At 36.9% G+C, this 18,889-nt stretch carries 14 protein-coding genes; 5 read left to right on the plus strand and 9 right to left on the minus strand.

What is annotated here, in order from left to right; translation table 11 throughout:
- Window positions 1–2: 2 nt before the first annotated feature.
- Complete coding sequence (locus ACSLUO_RS15280; RefSeq protein WP_448249789.1) at window positions 3–965, minus strand: glycosyltransferase family 2 protein; 963 nt, start codon at window positions 963–965, stop codon at window positions 3–5.
- Complete coding sequence (locus ACSLUO_RS15285) at window positions 962–3,568, minus strand: RIFT barrel domain-containing protein (protein WP_448249791.1); 2,607 nt, start codon at window positions 3,566–3,568, stop codon at window positions 962–964. The genes ACSLUO_RS15280 and ACSLUO_RS15285 overlap by 4 nt, the downstream gene beginning before the upstream one ends.
- Window positions 3,569–3,676: 108 nt before the next feature.
- Here ACSLUO_RS15285 and ACSLUO_RS15290 point away from each other — a divergent pair, with 108 nt between their 5' ends.
- From ACSLUO_RS15290 to ACSLUO_RS15305, 4 genes are all read left to right on the plus strand, one after another.
- The gene (locus ACSLUO_RS15290; RefSeq protein ID WP_448249793.1) at window positions 3,677–4,774 is read left to right on the plus strand and encodes a GNAT family N-acetyltransferase; all 1,098 of its coding nucleotides are present in this window, start codon (window positions 3,677–3,679) and stop codon (window positions 4,772–4,774) included.
- A gap of 120 nt (window positions 4,775–4,894) precedes the next feature.
- Window positions 4,895–7,675 (plus strand): XrtA/PEP-CTERM system TPR-repeat protein PrsT, encoded by a 2,781-nt coding sequence (gene prsT, locus ACSLUO_RS15295; protein ID WP_448249795.1) that lies wholly within the window; start codon window positions 4,895–4,897, stop codon window positions 7,673–7,675.
- A 159-nt stretch (window positions 7,676–7,834) separates the two neighbouring features.
- Window positions 7,835–8,509, plus strand: coding sequence for a PEP-CTERM sorting domain-containing protein (locus ACSLUO_RS15300; protein ID WP_448249797.1), 675 nt, complete (start codon window positions 7,835–7,837; stop codon window positions 8,507–8,509).
- Window positions 8,510–8,617: 108 nt separating this feature from the next.
- Window positions 8,618–8,911, plus strand: a complete 294-nt coding sequence (locus ACSLUO_RS15305; RefSeq protein ID WP_448249799.1) for a hypothetical protein — start codon at window positions 8,618–8,620, stop codon at window positions 8,909–8,911.
- On the opposite strand, the gene ACSLUO_RS15310 is transcribed toward ACSLUO_RS15305, so the two are convergent.
- The 3 genes from ACSLUO_RS15310 to ACSLUO_RS15320 form a co-directional block, all read right to left on the minus strand.
- A complete protein-coding gene (locus ACSLUO_RS15310) occupies window positions 8,882–10,903 on the minus strand; it encodes a ThiF family adenylyltransferase (protein ID WP_448249801.1) in 2,022 nt (673 codons plus the stop codon). The genes ACSLUO_RS15305 and ACSLUO_RS15310 overlap by 30 nt on opposite strands.
- Before the next feature lie 119 nt (window positions 10,904–11,022).
- Complete coding sequence (locus ACSLUO_RS15315) at window positions 11,023–11,841, minus strand: PEP-CTERM/exosortase system-associated acyltransferase (protein ID WP_448249803.1); 819 nt, start codon at window positions 11,839–11,841, stop codon at window positions 11,023–11,025.
- A gap of 123 nt (window positions 11,842–11,964) precedes the next feature.
- The gene (locus tag ACSLUO_RS15320) at window positions 11,965–12,780 is read right to left on the minus strand and encodes a patatin-like phospholipase family protein (protein WP_448249806.1); all 816 of its coding nucleotides are present in this window, start codon (window positions 12,778–12,780) and stop codon (window positions 11,965–11,967) included.
- 100 nt (window positions 12,781–12,880) lie between these two features.
- Here ACSLUO_RS15320 and ACSLUO_RS15325 point away from each other — a divergent pair, with 100 nt between their 5' ends.
- Window positions 12,881–13,648, plus strand: a complete 768-nt coding sequence (locus tag ACSLUO_RS15325; protein WP_448249808.1) for a S1 family peptidase — start codon at window positions 12,881–12,883, stop codon at window positions 13,646–13,648.
- A gap of 401 nt (window positions 13,649–14,049) precedes the next feature.
- Here ACSLUO_RS15325 and ACSLUO_RS15330 read toward each other — a convergent pair whose 3' ends face one another.
- The 4 genes from ACSLUO_RS15330 to gpmM form a co-directional block, all read right to left on the minus strand.
- Window positions 14,050–15,123 (minus strand): IS4 family transposase, encoded by a 1,074-nt coding sequence (locus tag ACSLUO_RS15330; protein ID WP_448249810.1) that lies wholly within the window; start codon window positions 15,121–15,123, stop codon window positions 14,050–14,052.
- A gap of 142 nt (window positions 15,124–15,265) precedes the next feature.
- The gene (locus tag ACSLUO_RS15335) at window positions 15,266–16,036 is read right to left on the minus strand and encodes a divergent polysaccharide deacetylase family protein (RefSeq protein ID WP_448249812.1); all 771 of its coding nucleotides are present in this window, start codon (window positions 16,034–16,036) and stop codon (window positions 15,266–15,268) included.
- Between the two features lie 90 nt (window positions 16,037–16,126).
- Entirely contained in the window at window positions 16,127–17,272 is a 1,146-nt protein-coding gene (locus ACSLUO_RS15340) for a murein hydrolase activator EnvC family protein (protein WP_448249814.1), read from the minus strand.
- Between the two features lie 9 nt (window positions 17,273–17,281).
- Window positions 17,282–18,826, minus strand: a complete 1,545-nt coding sequence (gene gpmM, locus ACSLUO_RS15345) for a 2,3-bisphosphoglycerate-independent phosphoglycerate mutase (protein WP_448249816.1) — start codon at window positions 18,824–18,826, stop codon at window positions 17,282–17,284.
- Window positions 18,827–18,889 lie beyond the last annotated feature (63 nt).

The following is an 18,889-nucleotide window of genomic DNA, read 5'->3' on the forward strand; positions in this document are numbered from 1 at the left end:
GCTTATTTTGCCTCTTTTATTGTTATTGATTTAAAAATACCGGCCACAGTACCAATAGCACGGGCTGGAAAATACATTGCATAAAATTTGAGAATATAAGTTAATTTTATTTGCTGTTTGGCAATGCTAAATAATCGCAAGCTGTATAAGCTTACGGGAAATAAGGTTAATAATACAGAAGTTAACGCCAATGAAAACTGGCCAAGTAACAAAAATATAATGCTAAGTAAGCTTAAGCCTAACATGCCAATGGGTATTAGAAAGCTTGGCCACTCTCTAAGCGGTATACTTCTACCTTTAATGGATTGTAGGTTTGATTGCCCACGCCAAATTTCTTTATGGTACATTTGGCTATAATCTTTATCTTCACCAATATGCACATAAGTGGCATCAGAGCTGTAATAAAGCTCGCCTAATTCATGCACTTTGTCAGTAAAATAATAATCTTCGCAAGTAACTAAATGCTCAGGAAAGCCTTGTACTTGGTCAAAGGTGTGACGGGATAATAATAAGTTTCTGCCGGGTAAAAAGTTTACGTTACAGTCAATTTCGGCATTACTTAATACCGTTCTAATTTGCTCTAATGGCGGTGGCGCTTCACCATTAATTTGCATGGCACTAACTAAAAGTCGCTCTTTTTTACTTTCAAGTAAGTTAAGCATTGCTGTTAACCAGTTTGCCGATAATGCAACGTCAGCATCTAAAAACGCTAAATATTGGCCTTGCGCTTGTTTAGCGCCATGATTTCTTAAGGCAGAAATAGTAATGTTACTTGGCTGATACAAAACAGTTAAATCAATAGCTTGTTGCTCAAATTCAACCAGAGAAGTTAACTGCTCGTTTTGAGTGACAACAATTACTTCAATTTGTAGATGGTCAAAGTCTAAGGAAAAAATAGAGGCTACTGTTTGTTGAAGAAACTCCTCGCGACCTTTGTGGGGGATGATAAAGCTGACTTTTTTCATGATTTAATCCCCACTTTTAATAACATATCGTCTATTTTTTTTACCCGCTTTCTTAACCAGTTAAGTTCTTTTTTAACTGAAGTGGTTGATAAACTCCGCATTAATACCCGTAACATTTGTTTTTTAGTTGAATCGGTTTGTGGGGTGCTAGGTTTATATATCTCGCTTGAGTCGGTAGACTGTAATTGCGAACGCTTTTCATTAAAACGATTGGTTTGGGTATAGGCTTTAATACCATGATTTTGCATTAATATACTTAAAATACGGGTGAAATAATGCGTTTCTTCTTGGCTTAATTCGTCGCCGACATATTGGTAAATGCTATCCGCTTTTTGTTGATATTTTACTTGTTGTTCGGAATTGTCAGCATAATAACTAGCTAAATACAGCACATTGGTTTTGCGAATATCTTGTGCTGCCCAAGTATGATTGGGATATTCTAAAATTTCAGGTTTAGTGAGATAAGGTTGTTCGTGCTCAGTCATCCAATCAGCAAAATGCAATAACAAGGCTCTGGCATAATCAAACGATTGGTCAAACTGTTCTAGTTTTTCTTTGTTATGCAAATAACGGCCAACCGCTTGTAAAAATACTGTGTAAAACCAGGTTTCTTCTACATTGTCTAACTGCCTTTGTGCTAAATCTTCGGCTGGTGAGGCGGTATTTTTGATCACTAAACTGGCTTGGTCTAAATAAGATTGTTTATTGGACACTTCATAAGCATCCAGCAAGGCAACAATATAATTGCCGGTACCACGATCAAGTGGATATTGTCCGGTTAATACATCTTTTAAACCTGGGATATGGCGATTTTTTATTTTTAATAAATTGTCGAATACGGTATTTGAACCCTCGTAGACATGGCTGATCCACTCTGCTAAATCAACCACAGCTGTTTTTGAGCTTTCATCACCGGTTAAAAAGTAATGCAGCATTAAGCCTGTGGTATAACAATGTTGCCCGCCAGGGCCACCACCACCGGCATGGTCTTGATAAGCGTCTGCTTGTTGGTATTTGGAATAAGTACGGTGACTTGCCGTTTCTGCTGGTAAATAATGATCAGTATGCCAAAACAAGCCATGATTATATTCGGCTTTGTCTAAGTCTGTATGATAAATGTCGATATCTTTAACGTGTTGCGCTAAGTCTTGTGCGAGTTGCCACCACTTGTCATCTTTGGTTAATAAATATTGACGAATAAAACCATATAAAGGGTCATATTGGTTATTGTAGTGAGAAATTAATTCTTGTTCACCTTCAAACGATAAGGTTTCGTGATCGGCGTACAAGTCACCAAAATTACGCCAACCAAATTCATCAATTTGTTCACGCTTTTCAAAAAAGTTGTTTGGGTGGCTTAAACCTAAGTTAATCAGTTTATCGATATCATCACTTGTTTCATTATCAGCAAAAAATGGTAAAACATTAGTTTTTGCTAAATATTTTGGACAAACATTAACTTGTTTTGGTGAGCTTATCGCAGTTAAATCAGCTTCGTTTAATGCTAGATAAAAACGATGTGTTTTTTGTTCGCCTGGCTGTAATTCATGGCATTCATGATGCTGCTGTGGAAATAAACCCACAATGGTTTTATTTGCTTCAGTTGTAATGCTTTTAGGGAAGTTTTGCCAGAAATTTTCAAGGGTAATAGCGAGCTGCTTAGTAGCGTCTATCGGTAAAATAACACTCGGCTGTGCTCTTGAACCGGCTGCAAGTTCAAGGTTGTTATTATCAAATATTTTATAACCCTGAAACGCTAAATTGTTTTTCCTATCGGCATTAACATGATTACTTGATTGCCAATGTTCACCGCCAGAGCTCGCTTGAAACAAGCTTTGGTTGTTAAATGCTTGCCAGTTTTTTTCAGGCGCTAATTTTATTTGTGTTTGATGTTGGTTTTCTTGTGTTTGTTCAAAAACGATATTGCAGGCTTTAAAAAACAACGAATTGGCATTACCTAGATCCCATTTACCGCCTTGATGGATCATGGCTTTGGGGTTGCGTAAGGTAAAATCTACTTGCACACTTGATTGATAATTGAAAAAGGTCAGTTTGGCATCAAATTCGGCCAGAACTTCTTGATTATTACTGAAGTTACCAGTTAGCGATATTTGTTGGCTAAACTGCTTAGCACTTTGTTCAAGCACTTGGGCTTTTGTGACTTTTTGTTTGAGCAATTGTCCGTTGTTATCAAATAATGCAACTTGCCAAGGTAAACAGTTAAAGCCTAATTGGTTCTTATTTACTAAAAATTGATGTTGCTGGCAATTTACTAGGAATTGTTCTGCTTGTTCGCTGATAGCAAACATTGGCTTTTGTGCTGGCGAATGATTTTTGTCAGCTAAGACTATTTTATAGCCAGTTGGCGATTGTTGTGTACTTTGAGGAATAAATTCACAGCGCAGCCATTTTATCGAATTATCTGGCCAGAAAGTGGTAGTGATAAAATCGGCATTTAACTGCGTGTTTTTTTCATCAATAACAACTAACTGATCAACTGAATAAACAGTGGATTTAGATAATGGAATTGAAAAGCTCACCAATTGATTTTTATTGTTTGCAGCTGGTTTACTGCCAATACTAAATGGAACTTCCAACATCATCCAAAAAACAATACACTGTAAATTAAAAAATAGGTGATAAATATTGCGGCCTATCGGTGTTCCTTGTCAATCAATGAATCGGTTTTATTAACAAATAGATGGAAAAATATGCAATCTGAGATTTCAGTGATCATGGTGCCTCATCATGAAATCGATTTAGACACATTAGCTGCAGATTGGTTGGCGTTGGAAAAGCAAGGCAATCGTTCGTTTTTTTTAACTTGGGCATGGATAGGCAATTGGCTTAAAGTATTTAAAGGTAAATATTATTTATTGAAAGCTACCTCAGATAAACAAACTGTTGGCTTAAGCATTATTGTTAAGACCAAGCGAAAAGTATTCGGCTTTATACCTGTTGAACAATGGTGGCTTAATCGCACCGGTGAACAATGTTTTGATCAATGCTGGATTGAAGAAAATGATTTTTTACTAGCAGAAGTTAAACAAGAACAAATAAGAGCCGCACTATTAGCTTTTATAAAGGCCGATAATTCTTGGCAAGAGTTGAATGTTGGCATGGCTAGCCGTTCAACACTAGATGGTTTTTCAGTAGTCTCAGTGAAGCACAGAGTATTACTTGATGATATTGGCTATGCTGTTAATTATGCTGATATTAATGACTCTGCGGATGATAGCTATCAACAACATGTGCTTTCTCGAAATACTCGCCAAAAACTTCGGCAATCTGAAAAGTTATTAAAGCAATCGGGTCAATTATCGTTCAAAGTGTTCAGTACGAACAATGAAAAAAATCAGCATTTATCACAGATAGCACAATTACATATTCAGCGCTGGCAAAATACAGCAACGCCGAGTGGTTTTGTAAATCAGTATTTCCAACAAATGTTGGAGCAAGTGATAGCACGACCTGAGGCTGAATTTTTGTGTTTGTTATTAAATGATAAACCAATTGCCTATCTGGTTAATTTTATTTACCAAGATAAAGTGTATTTTTATTTATCGGCGTTAGCTGAGTTGCCAAACAATAAGATTAAACTTGGCATGTTATTACAGCAAAAAGCGATAGAGCATTATCAAGCATTAGGATTGAAGCAGTACGATTTTCTGGCTGGTGATGCCCGTTATAAAAAATCACTAACTAATCATCAGTATCAGCAGCAGATGTTTTGTTTTTATCGTTCAAGCTTAGCTTTGTTTTGTGAGCAAATATTACGTTTGGTAAAAGAGCAGTTTACGCAAAAATAAGCGTATTTTATTTTATAAAAACTCATCTTTACTTCCTTGTGTAATCAATCAATTAACGTACAATATTTTCAGTATTTTTGAATATCTAAAGAAATAATAAAATTAAAAAGGACGCTAGCAATGACGCAGGTTAATAAGTGGCTAAAAGTTTTAGTAACATCATCGATGGTCATGGGCTCTTATGCCTGTACCGACTCTAAAACTGTTGAAGAATACCAGGTTGATATAGCAAAATTTATTGAGCAGAAAGATCATAAAAGCGCGATTATTGCGTTAAAAAACGCCGTTGCCATAGCACCTAACAACGCAGAGTTACGTTTTCAATTAGGTAATTCGTATGTAAATCAAGGAGATTATGCTGGTGCCGAAAAAGAATTAGAAAAGGCAGAACAGCTAGGCTTTGACCCTATTCAAAATTTACCGCGCTTAATTGAAACAAAATTTAAGTTAAATAAATACGATGAAGTTTATTCATTAACTCAGGCTGCGGATGCGTTACCTGATAGTGCATATGTTCAAGCATTAACCTATGCTGGTTTGTCATCGTTATACCAAGGTGAAAGAGAACAGGCTAAAGAGTATATTGATAGTGCTAATCAAATTAGTAGTGAATCGGTTTATGGTCAAATCGGTAAAGCGTATTTAGCTAATACAGCGGAAGAGGCTGAAAAGTCGCTTAAGGTATTGGATAGTTTAATCGCTTATGCTCCTGATATTGCCGATACTTATTTATTAAAAGCTTATTTATTACAAGGTGCTCAACAATATTTAGCGTCAGCTAAAGCTTTTGAAGCTTACGCTCAATTACGTCCGCAAGAATACCAAGTGCAGTTTTTTATTGCGCAAAATTATTTATCTGCAAACGAACTAGATAAAGCTGAGCCAGTGATAAATAAATTATTAAAAATTTCAGAGCATCACCCGTTAACTAATCAAATGAAAGCTCAAATAGAATTTGATCGTAAAAATTACCAAGCAGCAAAAGATTTTGGCGTTAAAGCTTATCAGCAAAAAGATGATTTAACATTTGCTATTATTATCGCGGGTATGAGCTCTTATTATTTGGGAGATTATGAGCAATCTTATAAACAGTTAATAAAAGTTAAAAACAAAGTATCAGCAGAACATTTAGTTAATAAAGTGTTAGTAGAGTTGCAATTACGCTTAGGTTATGACAACGAAGCATTAGAATCAATTAACCAATTATCTGAAGCAGGCACTGCTAGCACTTCTTTATTAACAGCAGCTAGTAATGAGTTACTAAAATCAGGTAATAAAGCGGCAGCGCAAGAATTATTACAACAATCAATTAATTTAAATTCTGATAACCCAACTGATGTTACCAATCAAGGTATTATGAAATTAAAGTTGAATGAATTAGGTTCAGGTATTGAGATGCTTGAAAATGCGTTAAAGTTAGATCCTAATTCAGAAAAAGCAGAAGCAGGCTTAGCCTTAGGTTACTTAGATAATCAGCAGTTTGAGCAGGCGTTAGCAATAGCTAAAAAATGGCAAACAAAGGAAGATAAAAAAATTCAGGGCTTGCTATTAGAGTCTGAAATAGCTAATAAACAAAAAGATTTAGATAAAGCTAAACAATTATTGAGAGATGTCTTAGCTATTGATGAGAGTAATATCCCTGCTATTTATAAATTAGCTTTTTATGCTCATTCAGCGAATGAAGTCGATAGTGCTTTTGGCTTGTATGAAAAATTATTAAAGATAAAATCGGATCATCTTCGCGGTATTATTAACTTTACTCGCTTTGTATCTACTAACCCTGAATTTCACACCCAAGCAATAAATTTATATCAAAAAAATATCGATAAGGATCAGAATGATAATTACGCTAAATTAGGTTTAGCGTACATTTATAAAGTAACCAATAATCATAAAAAAGCAGTTGATTTATATCTGCAAATTCTAGAAAGCCGACAGCCTATTGAAGATATTGAGGTTGCTTTAGGTGATTCATACATTGAATTAAAAAATATCCCTGCTGCTATATCAGCGTACAAAAAATTGTTAGACAAAAAAACAGGTAACTTATTAATTGGACAAAGGCTACTGAATGTTTACGAAGTGGATAAACAGTATGATAATGCTTTAACTCTTGTCGAGCAATTGTATAAAGAGCATCAAGCGAATGATGGTCTTTTATTGTATAAAGTCTATTTTCAATCAAAATTGAATAAACCTATTGTTCCACAAGACATCCAAAAGTTGCAGGAATCAGCGCAAATAGCCAAACATTGGCTACTAAATAAAGTATTAGGTAACCGACATTATAATAATAAAAGTTTTTCTTTGGCGATTATTGAATATCAATCCGCTTATAACAAAAAGCCAATAAGTAAAAACGCAGCTGATTTGGCTAAAACATTAGTTTTGGCTGGAGAGTATGGTAAATCTATAGCATTTATGGAAAAGCATTTATTAGAGAATCCTCAAGATATTACTCTACAAGTGATGTTAGCGGGGGCTTATTTGACAAAGAAAAAGGATGAACGAGCCCGTGAAATTTATAAGCAAGTATTAGTGAGTCTACCTGAGCATATTATAGCTTTGAATAATCTAGCATATTTAGAATTACAAAAAGGTAATAATAGGGATGCACTAAAGTATGCTGAAAAATCAGTGTCGGTAGCGCCTCAGCTACCTGCTGTTTTAGATACTTATGGTCAAGTATTAGCTGCAAATAATAAGCTGATAGAAAGTATTGCTGCTTATGATAAAGCGTTGTTATTAGATAGAGATAATATTGAAATTAGCATCAATAAGGCGAAAGCGTTAATATTAAATAATCAAGTACAAGCAGCTAAATCGCTTTTGATCAGTTTGAGTACCGATAACGTATCAGAAGATATAGAAATTAAACATTTACTAAATAATCTTCAATAGATTGTCAGTATTTTTTACAATAGTTTAATGGTAATTACAACTAGAAAGTATAACTTGTTGTTAAATAATGGCTTTTAATAGTTGGCATGTTGGGTGCATTTACTACAACAGGTAAAGGTTCCAATACTTTATAAAATTATTTTTAACGGAGAGTAAAACATGTTTAATTTAAACTTAGGAAAAAAATTAGGTGCTGTTGCAATTGTTGTTTTAAGTACAATGACTTCAGCGCAGGCAGTGGTTTTAGACGCATTTGATTATGCATCTGACTTAACGGTTAATACTACTAACCCAGTAGATTTTGAAAATTTTTATGATATTAACGATTTTAACGGTGATGTTAATCATGAATTAACGTTGAACAGCGGCACTGGTTCAGCTACAGTAACAGATGAATTAACAGGTACTTTATCTTTAAACAATTCGTCTACCGGTAAGTCTACTTTAGTGTTAACTTACTCTGACTTTAACGGAAATTCTGCGGGTCCTTTAGATTTACCTCTACTTGGTGAATATTTTTACTTTACGCGTGTTTCTAGTGATGCAAATTTCGACGTAAATGTAACTGTTTTCGATACTAATGGTTTCGCAAGTTCAATTGGTTTTGTTTCTGCACAAACAGTGGTTCCTTCTACTAGAAATATTGCATTTAGTGAGTTTGTTGGTTCAGCTGATTTTTCTGATGTAGCTGCTGTTATTGTTACTTTAAGATCAGATCTTCCAAAGCTTGATTTAACTCTTGATGAATTTGGTGTTGTTCCAGAGCCTACTACTTTAGCTATCTTTGGCTTAGGTTTATTAGGTCTTGGTTTAAGCCGTCGTCGTAAAGCTTAATCACTAACGCTATAGTTTATAACTAAACTAGTTACCAAAAAACCTCGCTTCGGCGGGGTTTTTTATTGCCTATAATTTATTGGGTTGTATCATTTTTCTGGATGCTGGATGCTGGATGCTGGATGCTGGATGCTGGATGCTGGATGCTGGATGCTGGATGCTGGATGCTGGATGCTGGATGCTGGATGCTGGATGCTGGATGCTGGATGCTGGATGCTGGATGCTGGAATAGATAAAGTATTCGTTGGCAAATTCTTGTTCAGTTATGTTGATGTATTTAGGCTAAGAATTAAAAAAGCACTACTAACCGATTTAGTAATGCTTTTTTATTGGAGTGATTTATTAGCTTGTATACAGCAATTGATTCGGAAGCTAGTCTTTGGTAAACCTAAGCTCATCTAAACATAGTCTTACGGAGCGGCTGTTAGGGGTTGTAGAGCGGCCTAATCGTCCCATAAAAACAGAACGTTGTACGTTGTCTTCACCAATCATAGCTTTAAACTCGGCATCTACTTTGACGACGTTTTTAATGGTGTCTTGATTGGTGGTGAAATCAACGCCATTACGTAAGTATTCTGAAAAAATAATCGGTGTTTGCTCAGGTTGAAATCCTAATTTTAAAGCCGTTGCTTGTAGCCAGAATTTTTGTACCGCTTTACCCGCATTAACATAATCTTCCATTGTTTCAGGTTGTTTATCTGCCACAATCACAAAATGTGCACAGCTTTTAATCGCGGTAGAAAAGTCTAACAGCAATTTTGGAATAATGGTGCCACCAAGTTGGTTTAATAATTTAAATCGCTCCCAGCTGTTCATGGCCCATTGTGTCATGGCAATATTCAGTGGGTCTAAACCAAGTGACTTAGCGGGTAGTTTATCTTTACTAAAGGTTGAGTTACAGTTTTGCTCAGGGCTTGAGTCTTTATTGATTGGCGTGAATTCCATAATTTTAGAATGTACGTCAAACCCTTCTTTCATACTTAAACGTGTTGTAGCATTTGCGTACATAAATTTAGCGTTGCGCCAGCGCTCGGCAAATGACTCTTGCCAAATCACCGAGTACCCCTCCGGTAATATGGCTTCTAATTGCTGTTTTTCATTGCTTGAAAGCGCCCGTGTTCCCATACGTTTACGTTGAACACAACGGGTTTGGATATAGGGTAATAAATGGCTTTGCTGTGTTTTTTCTTCGTTTTTAGTGATAATAACTTTAAAGGTTGGGTGTGAATCATAGCTGGCTTCATTTGGCTCAATATCAAATTTATTTTTATATGGGGTTATTGATATTTCATAGCCATGAGAATTAGCGGCTATTTCAAAATTTGCTAATAAGCAGCCTAAAGCTAATTTACTGGCGTTACCTTGTAAGTCATAAACCACATGATCACGGGTATCTGAACCATGAATAATACAACTAGTGTCATCAATTACTTCTATTTGATGTGGTTGCATGTTGTCACCGCTAGGTGCCCATTTAGCATATTCATCGTAGAGAAATTCTATTGGCGTTAATTCTTTTGGTTCAGGCTTAACTGGCTTAGGTTTAAGTACAACATTTTTAACTATGTTAAAGGCAAGCTTTTGAATGGGATTATTGTTCCCCAACGGTCGCCACGTTTTTTTCATTTTATTGCGGTAGCCGTCAAAATGCAGCCCCCACGGCGCAGTAAGTACTTCACCACGGTTTAATAATATTTTCAGCACGTATGAACCCGCTAAACCGCCACAAAGCTTAACACCCATCGCTAAAGACGGCGCTTTTTGGGCGATAAAATCACTTGATGATGGATCAACTAAATAAGTTTTTTGCATTAATGACGGGCTAACACCAATTAAAAATTTAACCAGCTGTTCTTGTTCGGTTTTACAGTCATTGAAGCGGAAATACTCTTCAAAATTCATCGAGCCAGGCATAAAGCATAATAGGGCGACACCCATACCTATTGGCGCAGCAGTCACAAGAGGAATTTGCTTTTCATAACATTTTTGATAAACCAGTTTACGTGCGCTTAAAGCAAAAAAATCTAAACTATCAACATAAATATCAACGTCTTGTAAAAATTCGTCAACGTTATCTTCATTAATACCTTCAGGAAAGGAGCGAATATCAGCTTCAGGGTTAATATCATGAATAACTTCGGCCATCACTTCAGCTTTTGGGCGATTGATGGTCGACATAAAGGCGCCGGCTTGGCGGTTAAAGTTATGCACTTCATATTCGTCGAAATCAGAGATATTAAATTTTGTAATGCCAAGCCTTGCTAAGGTCACTATATGTTCGCTACCGACACCACCAGCGCCAGCCATAGCAACGCGTTTTTGCTTTAAAAGTTGTTGTTCTTGTTCAGTTACCCAACCAATATTGCGGGAGAAGGCGTTATTATAATCGAACATAGTTATTCCTTAAGTGTTCAATAGGTGTTGTATGTGGTTGTTATTGGTATCATGATATTTTGAATTTATGCTAAGTAGTATAGTTACTCTTATCAGCAGCGTGGTGTAAATAAGTTACTTTATTTACTTAGTGCAAGTTGGCGCGCCATATCCGCTTCAATAACACGAAATAAACTTTGAAAGCCCGATGTTAGATTATCCATGAAAATTTCAGCATTGATATAATAAGGCGCTCTTAAACCATGATAATCAACGGGCTTACCTAGTTGAATAAATTTAATACCAACAAATTTCATACTTCTTGCAAGTCTTGGTTCCATCATAACAAAAGCATGCTTTTTTCCTGCTTTAAATGCTAACGAAGCGGCAGCCATGTATAAACCAATGGCAATAAAAGGAAAGCAGCGCAGTTCTGTTTCAGAATAAGTACTTTCACTGATCACACCGGTAGCTGAACCGGCAAATTTATCTGTTTGACGACGGCGAAAATCAGATCGAACGGCAAGACGGGATATTTCACAAATTTCATCACGCTTAAATAACGCAGGATCAAATTCATCGTGCTCTATTGAGTTACGGCAATATTTTTCAATTGGAAGTAGTTCCTCGGTATTTGATGAAGTCACTAGGCGAACACAGCTAGTATAGGTATTTGATGGCTTGTGCTTTATTAGAGCAAACAGAGATTGAGCATCAAAATCGTCAGTTTCCATTTGATCCGGTCTAAGCGGTTCAAAACTGAGCTCTTCACAATAAACATTATGACGAATACGGAACACTTCTTCTCTGAGCTCGGTAGTGGTTGCTACTTCAGGCTGTAGAAATTGAATAAAATGCTGGGCAATATTATGGGCATCATGACTGACTTTTACTGATGCAACTTTTTTAGCCACATCGCCAATAAGAGGCGTATTTAAGATTTTTTTACTCCAGCTCATCCTTACCTCGTAAACTTAAATATAAGTTTGTTATACGTTCCAAATCGTCAATATTGAACAAAAACTCCAGATATTTAGTATATCTAACTATCCCAATCTAGCTAGGAATATTTATCACTATTGTTATATTTTTATTGGGATAACTTTTTTTGCGGTAAGGTAGCCTTTTTGAAACAATTCTTCCTTGCCTTCGTTATTCATTGTGAAATCAATAGCAGAGCTGCAGCCCGTATTAATAACAATCGTATTATGCCAAAATGCTTCATTAATATATTCACGTGAAATAGTGGTCATAAATGTGCGTATTAACATAGTGACATAATTAAATATCGGAAAAAATCCCGTAACCTTTAGCTCATCGTGCGAATGTTCTCCTCTAAGGCGAAAACATAACACGGGAGTACCATCGCCAGCCCAATCTCGATGTAACGCGTCTTCAGATAAAATACTGCCATCAACCATTAAATGTTGACCAAAACTTTTAAAGCTAAACACTAACGGGATAGACATAGAAAAGCGAACCGCTAATGAAACTTTGATATCTGGTGTACGCTCTTTATCAAAAATTACCGGTGCGCCTTTTCTAACATCGGTTGCGACAATATGTAAGTTTTTGTCTAAATCGGCAAAGGTTTTACCTTGTAATAATCTGTCTATCCATTGTTCGAATAAATCACCAGAGCTTAAGCCGCCATTACGGATTAACTTTATTAATGAGAATTCACGAAACTGATTATAGTTTGTTTCTAATGCTATATGCTTGATTTCTTCGACAGGTAAGCCAGCAGCAAATAAACTACTGACAATACTTCCGCCAGAAACGCCAACTAAATGATCAAATTGGATATCATATTCTAATAAAGCTTGTAAAATACCAACATGAGCAGGGAGACGTGTTCCTCCACCAGCAAAAATAGGGACTATTTTTTTATTTTCCATATCGCTCAATTTTTAAGTGAATAAAGTATTGTTATATCGGTAATTATGGTTAATATTATTTTTTTTGCCTCTATTTGTTAAAAATAACTAAGGATATGTTATGCGTTTGTTACTTCAGGCTTTGATAATCATTATAAGTGTTTTCCAATGTAGTGCATTTGCTAATGCGCTTCCTAAGGTGATCAAACAAGTTAAACCTTCGGTGGTTGGCATTGGTATTCATACGCCATTAACACGACCACAAAATATTTTAAGAGGTACAGGCTTTGTTATTGGTGATGGTAGTTATGTTATTACCAATGATCATGTTTTACCTTTGTTATTAGATGAAGCGTTAAATCAAAAAATGGCGGTATTTGTTGGTACAGGTAATAATGCACAAGTGCGTGATGCTGAGATAGTTGATCGTTCTAAAACTTATGATTTAGCTATTTTAAAGCTATCAGGAAAAAAGTTACCGGCGCTGAAACTAGCAGACAAAAATTATCTGGATGAAGGCAGCAGTATTGCGTTTACCGGCTTTCCGATTGGCGCTGTGTTAGGTTTATATCCAGTAACTCACCGCGGTATTATTTCAGCGGTAACACCTGTGGTTATTCCTGTGGATGATGCCGGCCAAATTTCAATTAAAATGCTAAAACGTATGCGTGATCCTTATATGGTTTATCAATTAGATGCGGTTGCGTATCCAGGTAACAGTGGTAGTGCTTTATATCAAGCAGATAATGGCAAAGTGATTGGCGTGATTAATAAAGTGTTTGTGCAAGAAACCAAAGAGTCAGTGATCAGTAAACCGAGTGGTATTACTTATGCTATTCCAGTTAAGTATGTTCATGAGTTATTAGAAAAAAATAATATTCGGTTATAAGCCAGAAGCCAGAAGCCAGAAGCCAGAAGCCAGAAGTCAGAAGCCATCAAGCTTGAAGCTTGAAGCTTGAAGCCTGTCTCTTGATCACAAGTCGAGTTCTTTCATAAAAGCATAGGACTCGACTAAAAACATTAATTTTATCCAGCCATCCCATATTGCCTTTATGCCGACTCGCCCTGTTCGTTTGCTATCATGCCAGCCCCCTAGTTTTGCTATGGCGTAATAAGCCCATTTTAATGATGGTGCCTTTTTCGGTAAGAGGGCTTTTGGGGTTGTCGCTTTAAAAAGAAGCTTCCAACTGAGCGTGTTTAGATACACTTCACAACTGACCTTTTCTGCTTCTTTTCTGTTTTGTGCAAGCTCTCTTAACTGTAATAATCTGACAGCTATAAAAGCTTCTATTACAGCTGCTTTTTTAAATTCTCTAGGTGTTGCATGCGCAATTTTTCGACTTCAGTTCCTTCTGTTTTCCAGATTTTATGAAATTCTTCAATACGCCATCTTAGCTCGTAGTAGCGGGCAATTTTCCTAGCATCAACAATTCGTTCGGTCGTATACAGTAACCATTGCAGCTTATTTTTATTATTATTATTTTGCTCCGTACATACTACAAGTGTAAGTGGGACTTCTTTTTCACCTTTTGCTCTTTGAGGTTTTTTTAATTTTATCTGTGTGAAGCTGACATCTATGCTCGCTGTCCGTGCTTTTCGTCCACCTTTTTGTTGAATATCAATTTCATATTGTCCTGCCGAGTTCAGTGTTGGCAAAACATCTTCTAACTTAGGTTGCTCTCCAATAAGGCGCCTATTGTCCTTTGCCCTAACTATAAAACGATGCCCATTCTGTATTTGATAATCAAGGTATTCATACATGTCTGCTTCGCGGTCACATACATCGATAATATTACTTAAGTCACCCAGTCGTTGCTTTACTTCTTCAACGTTGTTTTGCCATTTATAGCTTTCTTTTAGCTCTCTATCACGACATTGAAGGGTATTTTGTTTGCCTGTTTGTTTGCGCTCTCTATACCAATAATGTTGATAGGCAAGTCCAATGACTTTTTCTTCATTTGCATCAAGCATGAGTGTTGAATGTGCGTACAGAGTACGACCTTTGGGGTTGCGTTTTTCGCTTGATGCTGAGTTGACTTCACCTAACTGATCACACACAGAATGTTTATAGCTCAACCCTGTTGTATCTTGAAGAGCAAGAACAAGTGGTCGCTCTTTCACAATATTGTCAGTGTGGGTATAGCCCGCAAGCGCTATATCAAGAGCTGAAATGTTATCATTACGGATAAAGCGATACGCACCTTCTATGCTAGCAGGGTCAGGGCAAGAAGACATTAAAGACTTACCCGCATGACTTGCCAAAGAAGCGGCTATATTCACAAGGCGTTTTGTACGGCGTGGATCGTTTAATTTAGCTTTGCTAAAAATAAGTTGCGCCCATTCGATAGATTCACTGCTTATCATATTCATGACCTAAACTTTTTTTTATTAGATCATGAATATAAGAAAATAGAAACTTTTGTATAAGAGACAGGCTACAAGGTACGAGCTACGAGCTACAAGGTACGAGATACAAGTTATGAGAGGCTATCCATGGTAGCCTTTTTTATTCGGTAACTTGTGCGGTTTTAATGGCAGCTGCGGTTTGATTCACTAACGTTGAAATCGCGACGAGTTCAATATTGTTGTCTGCTAGGGTTGGGATCAGCTTTTTTAATACAGCAATTGATTCTGGATGCGGGTGAGCAATGCCAACGGCTGTTGTGTTGGTTTTAGCTATATTAATCAGCTGTTGAAATTGTTTGCTTATATAAGCTTCGGTTAAGTGGTTATCTAAAAACACATGACGATGCAGTGTCGGTACACCAAAGCGCTTGGCAACCGCTTCACCTTGGCTTAATTTGGTGGTCATACTGTCTAAAAACATCACGTTTTTTTCTTTTAATACCTGCATTGTCCAGGCCATGGGGGAATATAATTGTGTGAGCTTACTACCCATATGATTATTAATGCCAATGGCAAAGGGCACTTCAAGAAACGCTTTATTAAGCTGAGATTTAATATCCTGCTCGCTCATCTCGCTGGTTAAGGCACCGGGTCCTAATTTTTTACCGATAGTGGATTCCATCGGGATATGCAGTAGTACATCTTTATCATTGTTGTGTGCTTCAATTGCAAGCTTTTGACCATAAGGAGTATGAGGCAATACCGAAAACGTGATCGCTCCGGGTAAAGATAAGGCTTGAGCATCGGTTGGTCGATAACCTAAATCATCAATCACAATGACAACTTTGTTTGTTGTTGCTGATGAAACATTATTTAAAACGCTTAAAAACAGACAGAAAATAGTGAAAATAAAAGTGAAGAAAAAACGCATGATATTATTATTCTTTTAAAAGCTAACAGGAGATTATTCAGGTTTATGATTGGTCATAAGCGCTAAATCATTATTTATTCCGAGTTCGGGTTATTTACACCAAATTTTAGGGTTTACAGCTTGCCCTTGGTGACGTATTTCAAAATATAGCGCCGCTTGATCTTGTCCACCACTTTGACCGACTAAGGCAATAGGCTCACCGGCTTCAACAGTATCACCAACTGATTTAAGCAAAGCTTGGTTAAAACCATATAAACTCATATAGCCGTTACCGTGGTCAATAACTGTGACTAAACCGTAGCCTTTTAACCAGTCAGAAAACAAAACTTTGCCATTGTAAATGCTATTGACTTGTCTGCCTACCGGCGCGGTTAATAAAACGCCTTTCCATTTCAAATAACCTTGCTTACGAGAGCCAAAACTACGGCGAATTTTGCCATTTAACGGCCACGCTAGTTTGCCTTTCAATTTACTTAAGCCGTTTAGTTCAACTGACTTTTTAGCAAGGCGTGCTAAGCGTTGAATTTCAATTAATAGGTTTTCTTCTGCTTCAACCAATTTCGCAAGTTGTTGTTTACTACTTGAAAGTTCTTGGTTGAGCTTTTGAATCGTTTTAGCACGTTCATTTTTTGATTGCTTGAGGTTGTTTTGCTGAACAATTTGCTGAGTTTTTAAGTTGTTTAAAGTGGCTGACTTTTCTTCTAATTCCGTAACAACGGTTAATAATTCAGTAATTGTTGCTTTAAACGTTTCTATTTCTGCAATACGTGCTTTATTTAAATATTGATAATAAGTAATCGCTCGTTGAACTTTACTCGGATCTTCTTGATTGAGAAGTAATTTTAAATAATCGTGATTACCTGACGTGTAAGCGGCTTGTAATTGCTTGGCGAGTAACGTTTCTTGCTGTTGCTTTTGTTCGCTTAGTTGTTTTTTCTGTTTGCTTAACTCAGTAATTCTTGTTTGTGTTTTTTTAAGGTCGGCACTGGTTTTATTGAGTGCTTTGGCGACCTTGGCAATGGCGAAATCGTCTTTTTTGAGTTGTTTTTCTAAATCTTTTGCTTGTTGGCTAACTTGGCTTATTTTGTTTTTTTCAGAATTAATTTTTTGCTTAATTTCATCAAGCTGCTGATCAGAATTAGCTTTTTGCTCAAAAGCAAAGGTAGCAAGGCTTACTATGCAGCAAAAACTACATAGTAAGCGAATACTATAATGCTTCCAGCTTGGCTGAAACATTGAGCAGAACTAGTTAGTTAAGTTTACTAAGCTAGTACCGGTCATTTCGCTTGGTTGTTCAACGCCCATTAATTGTAAAATGGTTGGTGAGATATCACTCAAGGTACCGGTTTCTGCCATTGTCGCTTTACGACCAAAATAGATTAATGGCACGGGCTCACAGGTGTGTGCAGTGTGCGCTTGACCTGATGTTGGGTCAGTCATTTGTTCAGCATTACCGTGATCCGCGGTGATCAAACATTCACCACCAACTTTTTCTAATGCTGTTACTACACGACCAATGGCTGTATCTACGGCTTCACAGGCTTTTACAGCGGCATCAAATTTACCCGTATGACCAACCATATCACCGTTCGGATAGTTACAGATAATGACATCATGCTCACCTGATTCAATGGCCGCAACTAACTTGTCAGTTAATAACACAGAATTCATTTCAGGTTGTAAGTCATAAGTAGCCACTTGTGGTGATGGTACTAAAATACGTTGTTCACCATTAAATTCGTCTTCACGGCCACCACTAAAGAAAAAGGTCACATGAGCATATTTTTCGGTTTCTGAAATACGTAATTGTGTTTTGCCTTTTTTCTCTAACCATTCACCTAATACGTTAGTTAATTCCGCAGGTGGGAAAGCACAGCTGGCAGTAATGTCGGCAGCATATTCAGTTAACATCACGAAATCAGCGAGTTTTGGCGCACGTGCTTTTGTGAAACCATTGAAGTTTTCATCAGTGAAGACACGGGTAAATTGTCGAGCGCGGTCAGCTCGAAAGTTCATGAAAATAACCGAGTCGCCATCTTCAATTTTAATGGTGTCACCATTTGGTGTTGTGATCGCACTTGCGGCAACAAACTCATCATTTTCATCGCGAGCATAAGCGGCTGCTAAGGCATCTGCAGCTGAGCTGTATTGATATTCTGCTTTGCCATCAACCATAACGTTGTATGCGGCTTCAACACGTTCCCAACGTTGATCACGATCCATGGCATAATAACGACCAATGACAGAAGCAATTTGGCCACAACCAAGTTCGGCAAACTTGTCATTGGCTCTTTTAAGTGGCGCTTCAGCACTTCTTGGTGGCGTATCACGGCCATCTAAAAAGGCATGTAAATAAATTTTTTCAGCACCACGGGCTTTGGCCGCTTCAATCATAGCAATAATGTGATCTTCGTGACTATGCACACCACCCGGTGATAATAAACCACAAATATGAACGGCTTTATTGTTAGTTACTGCTTTATCAACCGCCTGACAAAGTGCTGGTGTATCTTTAAATTCGTCATCAGCAATTGATTTAGTAATACGGGTAAAATCTTGGTAAACCACACGGCCAGCACCTAAATTAACGTGACCTACTTCTGAGTTACCCATTTGACCTTCAGGTAAGCCTACTGCCATACCAGAAGTGCCAATAAGCATATTAGGATAATTTGCCATTAAATTATCAATAACTGGAGTTTTTGCATGAAAAATTGCGTTTGATTCGGTGTTTTGGCTGTAACCCCAACCATCTAAAATAATCAAAACCGTTGGTTTTTTATTTGGCATGCCTATTTCCTATTAAATTGCGCTGTTAATTAACCCTGCTATTCTGACATATTTAATAGAATA

The sequence above is a fragment of the Thalassotalea agariperforans genome (assembly GCF_053470345.1).